Origin of the sequence: Propionivibrio sp. (assembly GCF_047602565.1) — a bacterium.
Classification (GTDB): Bacteria; Pseudomonadota; Gammaproteobacteria; order Burkholderiales; family Rhodocyclaceae; genus Propionivibrio.
This window is the reverse complement of sequence record NZ_JASGGX010000001.1, coordinates 2826492-2841518: the sequence shown is the minus strand read 5'-3', so window position 1 is coordinate 2841518 and position 15027 is coordinate 2826492. Positions and strand designations below refer to the sequence as shown.

General features: G+C 68.1%; 13 protein-coding genes. 8 read left to right on the top strand and 5 right to left on the bottom strand.

The window, feature by feature from the left end:
* Positions 1 to 12 precede the first annotated feature (12 nt).
* Positions 13 to 1329 (top strand): RNA polymerase sigma factor, encoded by a 1317-nt coding sequence (locus tag QM701_RS13310; protein ID WP_415167532.1) that lies wholly within the window; start codon positions 13 to 15, stop codon positions 1327 to 1329.
* Here QM701_RS13310 and QM701_RS13305 read toward each other — a convergent pair.
* The gene (locus tag QM701_RS13305; RefSeq protein WP_415167531.1) at positions 1306 to 1929 is read right to left on the bottom strand and encodes a LysE family translocator; all 624 of its coding nucleotides are present in this window, start codon (positions 1927 to 1929) and stop codon (positions 1306 to 1308) included. The two genes, QM701_RS13310 and QM701_RS13305, sit on opposite strands and share 24 nt — an antisense overlap.
* A 144-nt stretch (positions 1930 to 2073) precedes the next feature.
* On the opposite strand from QM701_RS13305, the gene QM701_RS13300 reads away from it, so the two are divergent.
* Entirely contained in the window at positions 2074 to 3510 is a 1437-nt protein-coding gene (locus tag QM701_RS13300) for a PLP-dependent aminotransferase family protein (RefSeq protein ID WP_415167530.1), read from the top strand.
* A 4-nt stretch (positions 3511 to 3514) separates the two neighbouring features.
* Here the strand turns inward: QM701_RS13300 and QM701_RS13295 are convergent, their stop codons facing one another.
* The 4 genes from QM701_RS13295 to QM701_RS13280 all read right to left on the bottom strand — a co-directional run bounded on the left by QM701_RS13295 (position 3515) and on the right by QM701_RS13280 (position 8464).
* Entirely contained in the window at positions 3515 to 4234 is a 720-nt protein-coding gene (locus QM701_RS13295) for a GntR family transcriptional regulator (RefSeq protein ID WP_415167529.1), read from the bottom strand.
* 73 nt (positions 4235 to 4307) lie between these two features.
* Positions 4308 to 4961, bottom strand: a complete 654-nt coding sequence (locus tag QM701_RS13290; RefSeq protein ID WP_415167528.1) for a hypothetical protein — start codon at positions 4959 to 4961, stop codon at positions 4308 to 4310.
* A 2-nt stretch (positions 4962 to 4963) separates the two neighbouring features.
* A complete protein-coding gene (locus QM701_RS13285; RefSeq protein WP_415167527.1) occupies positions 4964 to 7090 on the bottom strand; it encodes a hydantoinase/oxoprolinase family protein in 2127 nt (708 codons plus the stop codon).
* A gap of 75 nt (positions 7091 to 7165) precedes the next feature.
* Complete coding sequence (locus QM701_RS13280) at positions 7166 to 8464, bottom strand: citrate transporter (protein ID WP_415167526.1); 1299 nt, start codon at positions 8462 to 8464, stop codon at positions 7166 to 7168.
* Positions 8465 to 9035: 571 nt separating this feature from the next.
* Between QM701_RS13280 and QM701_RS13275 the strand changes: the two genes are divergently transcribed.
* From QM701_RS13275 to QM701_RS13250, 6 genes are all read left to right on the top strand, one after another.
* The gene (locus QM701_RS13275) at positions 9036 to 9863 is read left to right on the top strand and encodes a sugar phosphate isomerase/epimerase family protein (RefSeq protein ID WP_415167525.1); all 828 of its coding nucleotides are present in this window, start codon (positions 9036 to 9038) and stop codon (positions 9861 to 9863) included.
* An 83-nt stretch (positions 9864 to 9946) separates the two neighbouring features.
* Positions 9947 to 10984, top strand: a complete 1038-nt coding sequence (locus tag QM701_RS13270) for a Bug family tripartite tricarboxylate transporter substrate binding protein (protein WP_415167524.1) — start codon at positions 9947 to 9949, stop codon at positions 10982 to 10984.
* Entirely contained in the window at positions 10966 to 11514 is a 549-nt protein-coding gene (locus tag QM701_RS13265) for a hypothetical protein (protein ID WP_415167523.1), read from the top strand. The genes QM701_RS13270 and QM701_RS13265 overlap by 19 nt, the downstream gene beginning before the upstream one ends.
* Positions 11515 to 11526: 12 nt before the next feature.
* Positions 11527 to 13053: a tripartite tricarboxylate transporter permease gene (locus tag QM701_RS13260; RefSeq protein ID WP_415167522.1), complete on the top strand. Its 1527-nt coding sequence runs from the start codon at positions 11527 to 11529 to the stop codon at positions 13051 to 13053.
* Between the two features lie 13 nt (positions 13054 to 13066).
* Complete coding sequence (locus QM701_RS13255; protein ID WP_415167521.1) at positions 13067 to 14119, top strand: Gfo/Idh/MocA family protein; 1053 nt, start codon at positions 13067 to 13069, stop codon at positions 14117 to 14119.
* 9 nt (positions 14120 to 14128) lie between these two features.
* Positions 14129 to 15022, top strand: a complete 894-nt coding sequence (locus QM701_RS13250) for a sugar phosphate isomerase/epimerase family protein (protein WP_415167520.1) — start codon at positions 14129 to 14131, stop codon at positions 15020 to 15022.
* The last annotated feature ends 5 nt before the right edge of the window (positions 15023 to 15027 follow it).

The window sequence follows — 15027 nt, the reverse complement described above, 5'->3', positions numbered from 1 at the left end:
CCGGCCGCGACGATGCCGCACCCGCCCGACGACGTCCGCCGCGCCATCGCGGCGGTGTGGCGCCTCGAAGCGCCGCGCGTCATCGGCCGGGCGGGACGCCTCCTGCGCGACATCGGCCTGGCCGAGGAAGCCGCGCAGGACGCGCTGGTCGCCGCGCTCGAAACCTGGCCCCGCGACGGCATGCCGGTGAATCCCGCCGCCTGGCTGATGACGGCCGCGCAGCGGCGCGCGCTGGACCTGCTGCGCCGCGCCCGGCTGGCCGCCGGCAAGGCGGGCGAGCTCGGCCGCGAGCTCGACTTCCTGCACGCAGCCGCCAGCGACGATCAGGCGGAGGCGGTCGACGCCCGGCTGGACGACGCGATCGGCGACGACCTGCTGCGCCTGATCTTCACCGCCTGCCATCCGCTGCTGCCGCCCGAGTCGCGCGCGGCGCTGACCCTGCGCGTGATGGGCGGGCTCACCACGCCGGAGATCGCCCGCGCCTACCTCAAGCCGGAGGCGGCCATCGCCCAGCGCATCGTGCGCGCCAAGCGCACGCTCGCCGCCGCGCGCATTCCCTGCGAGCTCCCGCCCGGCGGGCAATTGCGCGCGCGCCTGGCCTCGGTGCTCGAAGTCATCTACCTGATGTTCAACGAAGGCTACGCCGCCACCGCCGGCGACGACTGGCTGCGCCCGGCGCTGGGCGAGGAGGCGCTGCGCCTCGGCCGCGTGCTCGCCGGCCTGATGCCCGGCGCAAGCGAGGTCCACGGCCTCGTCGCGCTGATGGAAATCCAGGCCTCGCGCTTCGCCGCCCGCGTCGCGCCCGACGGGGCGCCGGTGCTGCTGCTCGACCAGGACCGCCGGCGCTGGGACCGCCTGCTCATCCGCCGCGGCCTGGACGCCCTGGCGCGCGCCGAGGCGCTGGCCGGCGGCGCCGGCCCCGGCGTCTATACGCTGCAGGCCGGCATCGCCGCGTGCCACGCCCGCGCGGCGCGCGTCGAGGACACCGACTGGCCGCGCATCGTCGGCCTGTACGACGCGCTCGACCAGCTCGCCCCGTCGCCGGTGGTGCGCCTCAACCGGGCAGTCGCCGTGGCGCAGGCCTACGGGCCGGCGGCCGCGCTCGAACTGGTCGACGCGCTGGGCGACGAACCGGCGCTGCGCGGCTACCACCTGCTGCCGGCCGTGCGCGGCGATCTGCTGCTGCGCCTGGGCCGGTTCGCCGAAGCGCGCGCGGAATTCACCCGCGCCGCCGCGCTGACGCGCAACGGCCGCGAACACGCGCTGCTGATGCGGCGGGCGAACGCGGCCGGAACGCCCGGACCGTCACATCCGATGGACCCCGACTGAGCCGCCCTGCGCGATCTCGTCGGCCGCGATCCACGCCGCGGTCGCCGCCAGCAGCAGCGCCATCGCGTAATTGAACAGCCGCAGCATGTGCGGCTCGCGCAGGCGGTGGCGCAGTCTGCCGCCGGCGCCCGCCCACACAGCGACGCACGGCAGATTGACGGCGGTGCAGATCAGCGCCAGCGACAGCGCCGCGCCCCAGCCGCCGCCGCGCGGCAGAAAGAGGATCGCGGTGTTGAGCGCCATCATCCAGGCTTTCGGATTGACCCACTGGAACAGGGCGGCGCCGAGGAAGCCGAGCGGCTGCGCGCTCCGCCCCCCGCCCGGCTGGCCGGCGCGCGCCTGGCGCCAGGCCAGCCACAGCAGGTAGGAGCAGCCTGCGGCCACCAGCACGAGCCGGAGACCGTCGAGCCACGCCATGGCCCAGGCCAGCAGGCCGGCGACGACCGCCACCTGGAAACCGTGGCCCAGGCTGACGCCCAGCATGTGCGGCACGGTACGGCGAAAGCCGAAATTGACGCCGCTCGCCGCCAGCATCAGGTTGTTCGGGCCGGGCGTCACGGACATCGTGGCCACGTAGGTCAACAGGGGAAGATCGGGCATCGCGGGCTCCTGGCGGTCGTCGAGCCTGTACTTTAGGGAATTCCGGATAAAGGTTATAGATTCAGATTTTCACGACTATACTGGTCACAGTTTGTTTATCGTAGAACTGTAACCAGCAATCCTTTCCTCTGCTGTATCCACGCCATGCCGGACATTCCCCCTTCCCTTTACCGCTCCCTGGCCGAGGAGCTGCGCGCGGCCATCGGCGACGGGCGGCTGCCGGCCGGGTCGCGGCTGCCGTCGGTGCGCGAGACGGCGCGCAACCGCAACCTCTCGATCAATACGGTGCTGGCCGCCTACCGGCAGCTCGAAGCGCGCGGCCAGGTCGAGGCGCGTCCGCAGTCGGGCTATTTCGTGCGTTCGCGGCTGGCGGAACCGGCCGCGCCGCCGATGTCGGCCCGCTCCGCGCGGGCCCAGCCGGCCGAGGCGGCGGTGCTCGACCGGATCGAGGCGGTGTTCGCCGCGCAGTCGGACCCGGCGACCATCGACCTGTCGCTGGCCTGCGCGAAAAGCAGCGACTTCTATCCGGGCAAGCAGTTGAGCCGGCTCGCCGCCGACACCGCCCGGCGCCAGCCCGAACTGCTGACCGACTATTCCCTGCCGCCCGGCCCGCTGCGCCTGCGCCGCGAGATCTGCCGGCACGCGCACGACCTGGGCATGACGCTGGCGCCGGAGAACGTGCTCCTCACCAACGGCTGCATGGAGGCGCTGCAACTGGCGCTGCGCGGTGTCACCCGGCCGGGCGACGCGATCGCGCTCGAATCGCCGACCTATTTCAACCTGATTTCGCTGGCCGACCATCTCGGCCTGCGCGCGATCGAGGTGCCGACGCATCCGGGCCAGGGCATGTCGCTCGACGCGCTCGAACTGCTGCTCTCGGAGAAGCGCGTGCAGGCGGTGGTCACCATGCCGAGCGTGCACAACCCGCTCGGCACCAGCATGCCGACCGCCGCCAAGGAGCGGCTGGCCACGCTGGCGCAGACCTGGCGCGTGCCGGTGATCGAGGACGCGCTCTATGCCGAGCTGCAGTACGCGACGCCGCTGCAGCCGACCGTGAAGGCCTTCGACCGCGACGGCTGGGTGATCCTCTGCACGTCCTACAGCAAGACGCTCGCGCCGGGTTTCCGCGTCGGCTGGCTGGAGGCCGGACGCTTCCGGCGCCGCGTCGCCGCGCTCAAGCTCAGCGGTTCGCTGGCGCAGCCGGCGTTCCTCGGCGAAGTGCTCGGCGCTTTCCTGGAGACCGGCGGCTACGCCCAGCACCTGCGCCGCCTGCGCCGCGTCTATGCCGCCCAGGTTGACCGCCTGCGCGGCCTGATCGACGCCTTCTTTCCCGCCGGCACCCGCGCCACCGACCCGGACGGCGGTTTCCTGGTGTGGGTCGAGCTGCCCGAGGGCTGCGACGGCGACCGCCTGTGCGACGACGCGCTCGCACGCGGCATCACCCTCACGCCCGGCAGCCTGTTCTCGCCCTCCGGCCGGCACGCCCGGCACATCCGGCTGTCGGCCTGCCACCATTTTTCCGAGCGGCAGGTGCACGCGCTGCTGACGCTCGGCGAACTGGCGAAGGGCCAGCTCGGCTGAGGCGCTACCAGTCGCGCGGCGATTCGTCCAGGAAGTAGTCGGGATACTTTTCCGCGACCAGCGGCAGGGCCGTCAGGATTTTCCGCAGGTGGGCCTCCATGGCGCGCACGGCCAGCTTGGGATTGCCCGCCTCGATCGCGTCGATGAGCACGTCGTGATCGTCGACCAGCTCGTGGATCGGCGAGGCGATGTCGTAGGAGAGATAGCACACGCGGTCCATCTGCGCCTTGGCGCTGTCCAGGACGCGCCACGCGAATTCGCGGTTGGCCTGCAGCGCCAGCGTGAAGTGCAGCTCCTGGTCCGAGGCCAGGAAGCCTTCGTTGTCGGCCGGCGCGATCTGGCGCTGCTGCGCGGCGAGTTCGCGCAGTTTGGCGATCATCGACGCATCGTGCTTCTTGGCAACCTGCCGGACGATCGAGACTTCGATGGGCTCGCGGACGTGCCAGGCGTCGACCACTTCCTTCATCGAGATCTTGCGGACATAGGTGCCCCGGCTCGGCCGCACCTCGATGAGCTGCTCGTGGGCCAGCGAGATGAAGGCTTCGCGCACCGGCTGCCGGCCGATGGCGAAACGCTTGCTCATCTCGATTTCGGAGATCAGTTGTCCGGGCAGCAGCTCCGCCCGCACGATCGCCGCGCGCAGGAACTGGCGGAATCGGCTTCCCAGCGAGACCTGATCCTGCAGCGGGAAGGTCGGGTTCAATGAGCTACTGGCGGCGTTCATCGGTCGATTCTAGTCGAAAGGGCGCAAAGGGTTATCGTAATGCACCCGCGCGGAGGCCGTCCGGCGGGCGGCTTCAGCCGGGAAACGCATCCGCACCGATGCGTCCCTCGGCCAGCAGCAGGTAATGCCCGAATATACACGGAGAATAGGCAATCCCCGCCATGAGGCGCGAAAAGTGCACCGCGCCGATCTCGCTCGCGCTGGCCAGCCCGCGCCGCCGGGGAATGAGCCCGAACAGCGTGCGCCGCAGCATGGCGCTGCGGGTGAAGATGCCGGGCCGCGCGTCCTCCAGGGCATGGAAGATTTCGTGATACAGGACGCATGCGCGGAGGTCCTTTGTTGGCGTGAGCGTCTCCAGGCCATGCGCGGCGATGAGCTCCTCGATGGCGTTCAGGCCGCTTTCATTCAGCATGATCCGGCGCCCGGCGGGCTGGTACAGGCCGAGCAGCGGCAGCGGTCCCATGCCGCCGTGCTCGTCCAGCGGCACGACGTCCAGCCCCAATGCCGAGGCGAGTTCGCCGGGCGACGCCGCCGGATGGGCCTGTCCGATCTCGCGCGCGACCGCGGCCGCGGCCGCCAGCGCGCCGCGCAGGACGCCGGCGATTTCGGCCTCGCCGAGCGGACAGCCGCTGGCGTCCTGCCGCAGCATGTGCCGGTACCACGTCTCGTCCGGGCAGGCCAGCGCCCGGCGGACGCCGGCATGCAGCGCGTCCCGGCTCGGCCGCATCGCTACAGCTCGTTGCGCGCCAGCACCAGGATCAACGGATCGTCCTGGCTCCAGTCGCCGAGCTCCGCTTCGATGAGGCCGGACACCTGGGACAGTTCCGGGATGCCGGAATAGTCCATGACGCGCGATCCGGCGACCACGTAGACGTCGGGATTGATGCGGATTTCGCTGGAGAAGTTGCTGGCGCCGTGCCACAGCTTTTCCAGCACCTCGCGGATGCGTTCCAGGGTGGTGGTCTCCACCCAGCCGTTGGCGCGCTGGACCTTCACGAATCCCTTCTTGTCGATGACGCGCACCGGCTGCCGGCCGTTCCTGCTGGCGGTGACCACGTAGACCTGTCCGTTCTCGGCGGCCAGGGTGGTTGCTGCCTTGTCCAGCCCGATCGACTCGGCGGCGATCTCCACCGCCTCCTCCCGGTCGCAGTTCTTCATCAGGTCCGTGGTCTTCACCTCGGTGGAGCCCATGGCGATGGCCGTGACGCGCTGCGCCTGATCGTCGATTTCCACGTAGACCTCGATCGAGTCCTCGACCGCGCCGCTGTTCATCGCCAGTTCCTTGGCTTCCTTCTTCAGCGCGGCGATGTCGGCGGCCGTGGGGTTCGGGATCGTGCGCTCGACCATTTCGCGCACCATCGCCAGCGCGACGCCGATCGACGAGATGACCTCGGCGTTCTCCGGAATCTGGTACTTGAAGCCCATGGCGTTGGCGGTGAAGGTCAGCAGCGTGCCGGCGCCGCCGCCCGCGCCGACCAGCACGACCTGCTCGCGTTCGATCTTGTACTTGGCGATCAGGTCCTCGATGACCGGGATGATCTTCTCGCTGCCCTTCTGCAGGATCGCCCGCGCCGTCTCCTCGATCGACAGGCCCACTTCGGCGGCCAGCAGGGCCATCGCCTTGCGGCTCGATTCGAGGTTGCCGCGCGCGTAGTCGTTCTCTTCCAGGATGCCGAGCACGTTGGCGGCGCAGGTGTTGGTGATGGTGACGCTCTCGCCGTTCGTGAGGCGCAGGGCGACGTAGTCCGCCGGATCGTTCTTGCGCGGCTGCACGTGGTAGAGCGTGGCGCCGTCCAGCAGTCCGGGATCGGTGAAGCAGGCGTAGCCCATGCCGGCGATGTGCGCCGAGCGCGGGCCGACGTCGATGACGGCGCCCTTGCCGGCGCGCACCATGCTGCCGCCGGCAACGCCGAGCACGCGCACGTCGAGGCTGTTCACGTAGGTGCGATGGCCGCCGATGATCGAGTAGTCCACCGCCGGCCGGCCGTTCTTGATCACGCCGATGTTGGTCGACGTGCCGCCGACCTCGAAGTAGATGCCGTTCGAGGCGCGCAGGTACATCAGCGCGCCGATGACGCTCGCCGCCGGACCGGACAGCATGGTCAGGATCGGCCGCTTCTTCATTTCGTTGATTTCCATCACGCCGCCGTCGCCGCGCATGATCATCAGCGGCACGTCGATGCCCGCGCTGCGCACGCTGCGCTCGGTGGAATTGGCCGTGTCGAGCATCTTCGGCAGGATGGAGGCGTTGAGCGCCGCCGTGCGCGTGCGCGTGGTCAGGCCGTAGAGCTTGGTGATGTCCGAGGCGAGCGTGCAGGGAATGCCCTGGCGCTCCGCTTCCTCGGCCACCATGCGCTCCTCGCGCATGTTGTCCACGCCGAAGGCCTTGCTGGCGACGATGACGCTGCTGCCCTTGGCGACCAGTCCCTTGACGATGCCCGGCAGGTTCTCGGGCGTCATGTCCTTGATATTCACATGGACGTGATCGGTTTCGATGAACTTGCCCGTGCCCAGGTCGATCGGCGCGATCCTGGTCTGGCGCTTGGCGAGAAAGCCCTCGATGAAGCCGCCGCTGATGCCGACCACGCCGACGCGCGCCACGTCGCCTTCGAGCAGCGCGTTGGTGGCCTGGGTCGTGCTGTGCGCGATGAAAATGACTTCCTCGGGACGGATGTCGTTCCTGGCGAGGCATTTCTGGAACGCGGCCACGACGCCGGCGGCCACGCCGCTTTCATGGTGGTGGGTGGTCATCACCGACCCTTTGCCGACGATCTCGTTGGTCGCGTTGTCGATGGCCACGGCCTTGGTGTGGGTGCCCCCCACGTCGATGCCGATGCGAATGGCTCTTCCGCTCATAGCTTGAACTCCAAATGACGGGAAAACATCTCCCGTCCGCGCATGATGCGCGGGAACGGGAGATCTGCGAAAAGACTAGAGCGTGACCTTGCCCAGCATGGTGCAGGCGATGATTTCGATGATCACCAGCGACGCCCAGGCGAACGGCAGGTTGGTCTTGATGTACAGCTTCGGTTCGAGCTTGGCGTAGCTCAGGCCCCACATGGTCCAGGACTGGGTCGGGCAGGAGCTGGCGACCATCGCCACGGGCGGGATCAGGAACAGGGCGAACAGGAACATCTCGTTGAACGTGCCCATCGCCTGGAGGATCGTCACCAGCGCGATGCCCGAGCCCCAGATCATCAGCGGCCCGCGGAACAGGGCCAGCGGCGCCAGCACGCAGAAGCTGATCAGCAGCGCCGTCGGCGAGGTCGGGATGACGCCGCCCAGCAGGTGCTGCAGATACGGGGCCACCTGCTTGGCGGCGGCCTGGAAGATGTTGACGCTGTACAGCATCCCGATCAGCAGGCCGCTGTCGGCCACGCCGTCGTACAGGGTCTTCTGCAGCTTTTCCACGCCGAGCGAATACGAGCTCAGGTTGTGGGTGAGCCAGAGGCCGGTGACGATGCCCAGCAGGAACGAGGGCACCGGCTGCCACTTGAAGAAGGAGACCATCACGATGGGCAGGAACGGCACGACGATGCAGTACCAGCTCAGCGGCTTGATGTCGCTGATCGTGGCCGCGCTGGCCGGCGTCCAGGCGCGCGCCCGGTTGCCGCGGTGATCGCGGAAGTAATAGAACAGGATGAAGGCGATCATGATCACGATGTGCACCGCGGTGGCCCACACGGCGAACTGGATGTAGTTGTCGTCGTACTTGACGGTCTTGAACACCACGAAGAACTGGTTGACGTAGGCGATGTTCAGGTACATCCCGCCGGCCACGGCCAGCAGGTAGGCGCCGACCGCCGTCTTCTTGTCGATGCCGAGCGAGAACAGGATCGGCAGCACGATCATGCCGATGGCCATCACCGACCCGACGCCGAACGCGCTGGTGAAGATCAGCGCGCAGACCACGCTCAGCAGCAGCGTGGTGACCAGCGGCTTGTCGCCGGCCAGCTCCACGGTCTTCTTGATGATGTAGCCGGCGATGCCGGTGTCGACCAGCACCCGGCCGAACCACGCGCCGAAGACGATGATGGCGATGGTCTTGCCGTAGGTGTCGACGGACGTCTGGAACACGTCCGTGACCACCTTTTCCATCGGCACCATGCCGATGACGCACCACAGCACGGCGGTGACGATGAACCCGACGAGCAGGTTCCCTCCTTTCATGCAGTACGCGATCATGGCGACGAACGTCGCGACCAGTAAGACACCCACGAGTGTATCCATTACCCCTCCTCTTCGTCATAGTGTGAAAACGACTACCGCCGGAAACCATTCGGCGCTTCTTTTTCCTGCCGGCGCGCCACGGCCTGTGCTTCCAGGTCGCGGCGATCGTAGCATGCATACCAATCTACTGCCATACCAGTAGATTGGTCGTAGACGGAAACCCTGAACTCCGTGGCAACGGCGCAACAGTCCCGGGCGGACTGAAATAGTGCGGTCATTCCGGCGCAAGCCGGAATCCAGCGGCGGCGCGGGGGTCCGCGCAGCCGCTGGCGGTTCGGCAAAGGTGGTTGCTGGGTCCCGGCTTGCGCCGGGACGACGATGTCCGCACGAAATCGTGCTTGGCCATCACCATGAGCGAGCCCCGAGGCGTTCGTGCGATGGCCCTGCCGATCCGGGGAATGCCTGGCTTCCGATGCCGTTTTCGTGCCCGATACGGCGAACCGGCGACGCAGCCCTTGAAAAGTTGAGGCGCTTTGGGCTATGGTTCGTAAACATGCAAACGATTACATATGGCGTTTTGGCCTGAATCGGCCGCCTGCGCGGCCGGATCAGACGTTTTCGGGGGACGTGCATGAAGCTGGCGGTCTGCAACGAACTCTTCGGCCCGATTTCGCTGGATGAGGCCGCATCCCTGTCGCGCCGGCATGGCTTCGGCGGGATCGAGCTGGCGCCCTTCACCGTCTTCGGCGACTTCAGCCCCGCCGCCATCCAGCACGGCATCCTTGAGGCGAAACAGGCGCTGAACGCTGCGGGGCTGCGCTTCGCCGGTTTCCACTGGCTGCTGGCCAAGCCCGACGGCCTGCACATCACCACTCCCGACGCCGCGCTGCGCCGGAAATCCTGGGACCACCTGCGCCGCCTGATCGACGCCGCGGCCGAACTGGGCGGCGGCAACCTGATCCTCGGTTCGCCGAAGCAGCGCGGCACGGTGCCGGGCCGAACCCCGCGCGAGGCGATCGCCATCCTTGCCGACGAACTGGCGGCGATCGCGCCCTTCGCGGCCGAGCGCGGCTCGCCGATCCTTCTGGAGGCGCTTTCCTCGGACCAGACGAACGTGGTCAACCTGCTGGCCGAAGTAGAGGCGATCGTCGGGCGGGTCGGCCAGCGCGGCGGCGTCGACGGCATGTTCGACTTCCACAACTGCGCGGACGAAGCGAGCCCGCACGCGGCGCTGATCGACAGATACATCGGCATGATCCGCCACGTGCATCTGAACGATCCGCACGGCGATCCCCCGCAGCCCGGCGACATGTCGTATCTGCCGGCGTTCGCCAGGCTGCGCGAGCTGCGCTACGACGGCTGGGTGTCGCTGGAGATATTTTCCGTGCCCGAAGATCCGGCCGAGGTGCTTCGCCAGACCGCGGCGTTCATCGGGGACATCGAGGCGCGCATCGAATGACGCGCGGGGCCGTTGCAGGAGGTTGGGGGAAAGACCGGCGTTGCATGACTACCTGAAAACTTGACCAAGCGGAGGTGTTGAACATGAAAAGAAGACAGATTTTGCTGGCATCGGTCGTCGCGGTTTCGGCTCTGGGGATGGGCGCGGGCAGCGTGTTCGCGCAGGAGAAATGGAAACCGGCCAAGACCATTTCGGTGGTCGTGCCGTGGCCGGCGGGCGGCGCGTCGGACACCGTCGCCCGGATGATCAGCGGGGTCATGGAGCAGGCGGTCGGGCAGCGCATGGTGGTGGTCAACACCCCGGGCGGCGCCGGCGCGATCGGCACCAAGGAAGTGTGGGACAAGCCGCACGACGGCTACACCCTGACCGCCAACTCGACGGTGAGCGTGGGCAGCTACGCGGTGCTGGGCAAGATGGACCAGACCCACCGCGACTGGATCTACTACCTGCCGATCTTCACCCCGAACGTCATCTGCGTGAAAGCCGATTCGCCGATCAAGTCGATCGACGATCTGGTCGCCGCGATGAAGGCCAAGCCCAACGCGGTCGTGCTGGCCTCGGCGGGGATCGGCAGCTCCGGGTACTTCGCGGCGGAGCTGTTCAAGGCGGCCACCGGCGTCACCTACCGGCACGTGCCGTATGCCGGCGGCGTGCCCGCGGTGATGTCGGTCGCCTCCGGCGAGGCGGAAGTGGTCATGCAGCTGTCGGTCGAAGTGGCCGAGCTGCTGCGCAGCGGCAAGCTGCGGGCGCTGGCCGTTTCGTCGAAGGAGCCGTTGAACGTTCAACGGCTACGGCGAAATCCCGCCGATCCAGAAATACATCCCGTCCTTCCCCGACTACGGTTCCTATTTCGGCGTCATCGCCCCGGCCGACCTGCCGAAGAACGTCGTCGCCACCTACGACGAGGCCTTCGTGAAGGCCGCCTCGTCCCAGGCCGTGAAGGACTATGCGAAGACCAAGGGCGCCATGCCGATCGCCCTCTACGGCAAGGAGGCGACGGAGCTGGCCGAGCGCCTGGCGCGCAAGGAAGCCTGGATTCTGTTCGACTCGGGCACGGCCGCCAAGTCGCCGAACGACCTGAAGATTCCGCGGTGAACCCGGCATGCACGATCAGCGCGTAAACACGGAGGAGGCGGCGGTCCTGCTTCCTCCGGATGCGGGCGGCGGCGAGCGGCGGCCGCGCCGGGAGTTCTTCGGCGCGCTGTTCCTGCTGGCGCTCGCGGCGGCCTTCGTGGTGCAGGCGCTGGGCATGCCGTTCAAGGACACCTCCTGGGAATGGTATACGGCGCCGAACATCTTTCCGCTGTGCATGGCCCTGGGCCTCGGCCTGTGCGCGGTGTTCGTGGCGCTGCGCGCGCTCCTGGAATGGCGCGCGCGGGCCGCCTCGCTGCCGCCGCTGCATCTCGCGGCAAGCGCGCGCGCCTGGGGCATGCCGCGCTTCCTCGGCGGCGCCTGCCTGATCGGCGTCCTCGTCTTCCTGCTGGGCAAGATCGACTTCTACGTCCTGGCGCCCGGCGCGGTACTGGTCTTCGGGCTGCTGTTCAGGAGCGATCCGTGGCCGAAGGCCGCCCGGTCGGCGGCGGTGGCGGCGATCTTCATCGTGGTTTTCCTGTTCGCCATCAGCACGGTCTTCGGCATCGTGTTCCCTTGATCTGGATCGGCCATGGACATCCTGAGCATCCTTAACGGCATGTGGAAACTGCTCCTCGACCCGGTGACGATCGCGTACATCTTCATCGGTGGGCAGGCAGGCATCATCTTCGGCATGATGCCGGGACTCACAACGACGACGGCCCTGAGCCTGCTCACCGGGCTCACCTTTTCCCTGGCGCCGGACAAGGCCATCGCGGTGATTCTCGGCGCCTACGTCGGCTCGGTCACCGGCGGCAGCCGCTCGGCGATCCTGGTGAACATTCCCGGCACGCCGGCGCAGGCGGCGGTGTGCCTGGACGGCTATCCGCTGGCCAAGCAGGGCAAGGCGGCGCAGGCGATCGGCCTGTCGGTGACCGCGTCGACCATCGGCACCCTGCTCGGCTTCATCTGCCTGGCGCTGTTCACGCCGCTGATCGGCAGCGCCGCGCTGAGCTTCGGCACCTACGAATTCTTCTGGCTGGCCGTGTTCGGCGTGGTCATCGCCGGCAGCCTGTGCGCGCCGAACGACCCGATCAAGGGCTGGATAGCCGGATTTCTCGGCCTGGTGCTGATGACCGTCGGCGACGACAACATCCACGCGGTGGACCGCTTCACCTTCCACGTGAGCGCCATGTCCGGCGGCTTCGCACTGATTCCGGTGCTGATCGGCGCCTACGGCATTCCCGAAGTGCTCGATTCGCTGCGCAAGAAGCAGCACATCCAGATCCAGACCGAGGTCGGGCGCGTGGTGCCGCGCCTGTTCGAAGTGCTGCGGCACAAGTGGGTGATCCTGCGCTCGGCGCTGATCGGCATCGTCATCGGCATCGTCCCGGGAGTGGGCAGCGATACCGCCTCGTGGCTGTCCTACTTCGCGGCGAAGAAAAGCAGCAAGACGCCCGAGCAGTTCGGCCACGGCTCCATCGAAGGCTTCGTCGCCGCGGAAGCCGGCGACAATGCCTGCATCGGCGGCGACATCATCCCGACGCTCACGCTGGCGATTCCCGGCAGCGCCCCGGCGGCCGTCCTGCTGGCGGCCATGACCATCCACAACCTGCGGCCGGGACCGCTGCTGGTGGCCGAACAGCCGGAAGTGGTGGGCCAGATCATCGCCATCTCCATGGTCGCCACGCTGGCGGTGTTCGTCCTCAGCCTGGCCTGGACGCGCCAGATGGTGAAGATCCTGCTGATTCCGCGCTACGTGCTGATGCCGACGGTCTTCATCATCTGCGTGACCGGCACCTACGCGCTGTCGGGGCGGCTGTTCGACATCTACGTGATGTTCGGCTTCGGGCTGCTGGGGGTGGTGATGAACGAACTCGACTACCCCGTGGCGCCGCTCGTGCTCGGCTTCATCCTCGGCCCGATGGCCGAGGACAACCTGCGGCGCGGCCTGATGATCACCGGCGGCGACCCGTCGCCGTTCTTCACCCGGCCCGTCTCGATGGCCCTGTGCATCCTGCTGGCGCTGTCGGTCGTCTGGTCCACGCCGGCCGGGCAATGGATCAAGCGGCGGCTCTCGCTGCGCAGATCCGGCCGGAACGCATCGTCCGTGCGCTGAAGGAAACGCGGAAATGGAAAAACCCTACGTCAGATTCGGCATCATCGGCGCGGGCACGATCGCCGATTTCCATGCGGAAGCGATCAGGTCCGTGCCCGATGCGCGCCTCGCCGCCGTGTGCGACACGGACGCCGAACGGGCCGCGGCCTTCGCGCGCAAGCATGGCATCGAATGCCATACGGATTTGGCGGACTTCCTGGCGCGGGCGCCGATCGACGCGGTGACCGTGGCCACCCCGACGGGATTGCACGGCGCGGTGGCCATTCCCGCCGCGCGGGCGGGCAAGCACGTGCTGTGCGAGAAGCCGCTCGACGTCACGGCGGAAAAGTCACAGGCCATCATCGACGCCTGCAAGGAGGCCGGCGTGCTGCTCGTGCCGGTGTTCCAGTACCGCTTCGGCGGCGGGGCGATCCGGCTCAAGCGGGCGATCGAGGCGGGCCGCTTCGGGCGGCTGCTGCACTTGAGCGGCCGGATCAAATGGTGGCGCAGCCAGGACTACTACGATTCCGGCGCCTGGCGCGGCACCTGGGCCCTGGACGGCGGCGGCTGCCTGATGAACCAGTCGATCCACACCATCGACCTGATGCTGCACTTCGGCGGCCGGCCCGAGCAGGTGTTCGGCTACACGGCGACGCGCACGCACACCGGCATCGAGGTCGAGGACTGCGCCTGCGCCGTGCTGCGCTTCGCGAGCGGCGCCATGGGTGTCATCGAGTCGAGCACCGCGTGCGCGCCGGGTTTTCCGGCGCGCATCGAGGTTTCCGGCGAGCGGGGCACGGCGGCGCTCGAAGGCGACGCGCTCACCGAGTGGCGCTTCGCCGACACCGACGCGGGCGACGAGGCGATCCTGGCCGGGATCGGCGAAAAAAAGCTCGGCAGCGGCGCCAGCGACCCGAAGGCGATCAATGTCGAGGGACACCGGCTGCAGATCGCCGACATGACGCGCGCCATCCTCGCCGGCGGGCAGCCGGCCATCGACGGCGCGGAAGCGAAGATTCCCGTCGAACTGATCTGCGGCATCTATACGTCGATGCAAACGGGCCGGCCCTATATTTTCGCGAGGTAGCCTATGAGATTGAGCGGGTTTGCGGACGAAGCGGCCGACGGCCTGGAAGGCCAGATCGGGGCCACGCGGGCGCTCGGCTGGTCGTGCATCGAGGCGCGCAGCATCGGCGGGGTGAATATCCACGACCTGCCGGACCGCGATTTCGACGCCGTCCGGCGCACGCTGGACGAGGCCGGGATGCGCGTCAACTGCTTCGGCTCGACGATCGCCAACTGGAGCAAGAGCGTCGACGAGCCGTTCGCCGGGACGCTGGAGGTGGTCGAGCGCGCGATCCGGCGGATGCGCGCCCTCGACGTGCCCCTGGTGCGCATCATGAGCTACGCGATCCTGCTCGACGCCGCCGGCCGGGCGCTGCCGGACCAGAAGAAGGAGGAACGCTTCCGCCGCCTGCGCGAGATCTGCAACCGCTTCCTCGACGCCGGCATCACGCCGGTGCACGAGAACTGCATGAACTTCGGCGGCATGAGCTGGGAGCACTCGCTTGAAATGCTGGCGGCGGTGCCGGGCCTGCAATTGGTCTTCGACACCGGGAATCCGGGCATCACGCCGGACTTCCGCCGCCCGTTTCCGTATCCCAACCAGGACGTCATGGAATGCTACGCGCACCTGCGCGCGCATGTCGCCCACGTGCACATCAAGGACGGCGTGCGCGACCCGGCCACGGGCAAGGAACGCTATTTCTTCCCGGACGAGGGCCGCTGCCAGGTGGCGGCGATCGTCAGGGAACTGCTGCGCAGCGGCTACGACGGCGACTTCAGCATCGAGCCGCACATGGCCGTCGTCTTCCACGACGCCGGAGTGTCTTCCCCCGAACGGCTGCGCTTCGACAACTACGTCGAATACGGGCGGCGCTTCCAGAGGATGCTGGACGCGGCCGTGCTGGAAACCGGCGGCCGGACCTGACCCGC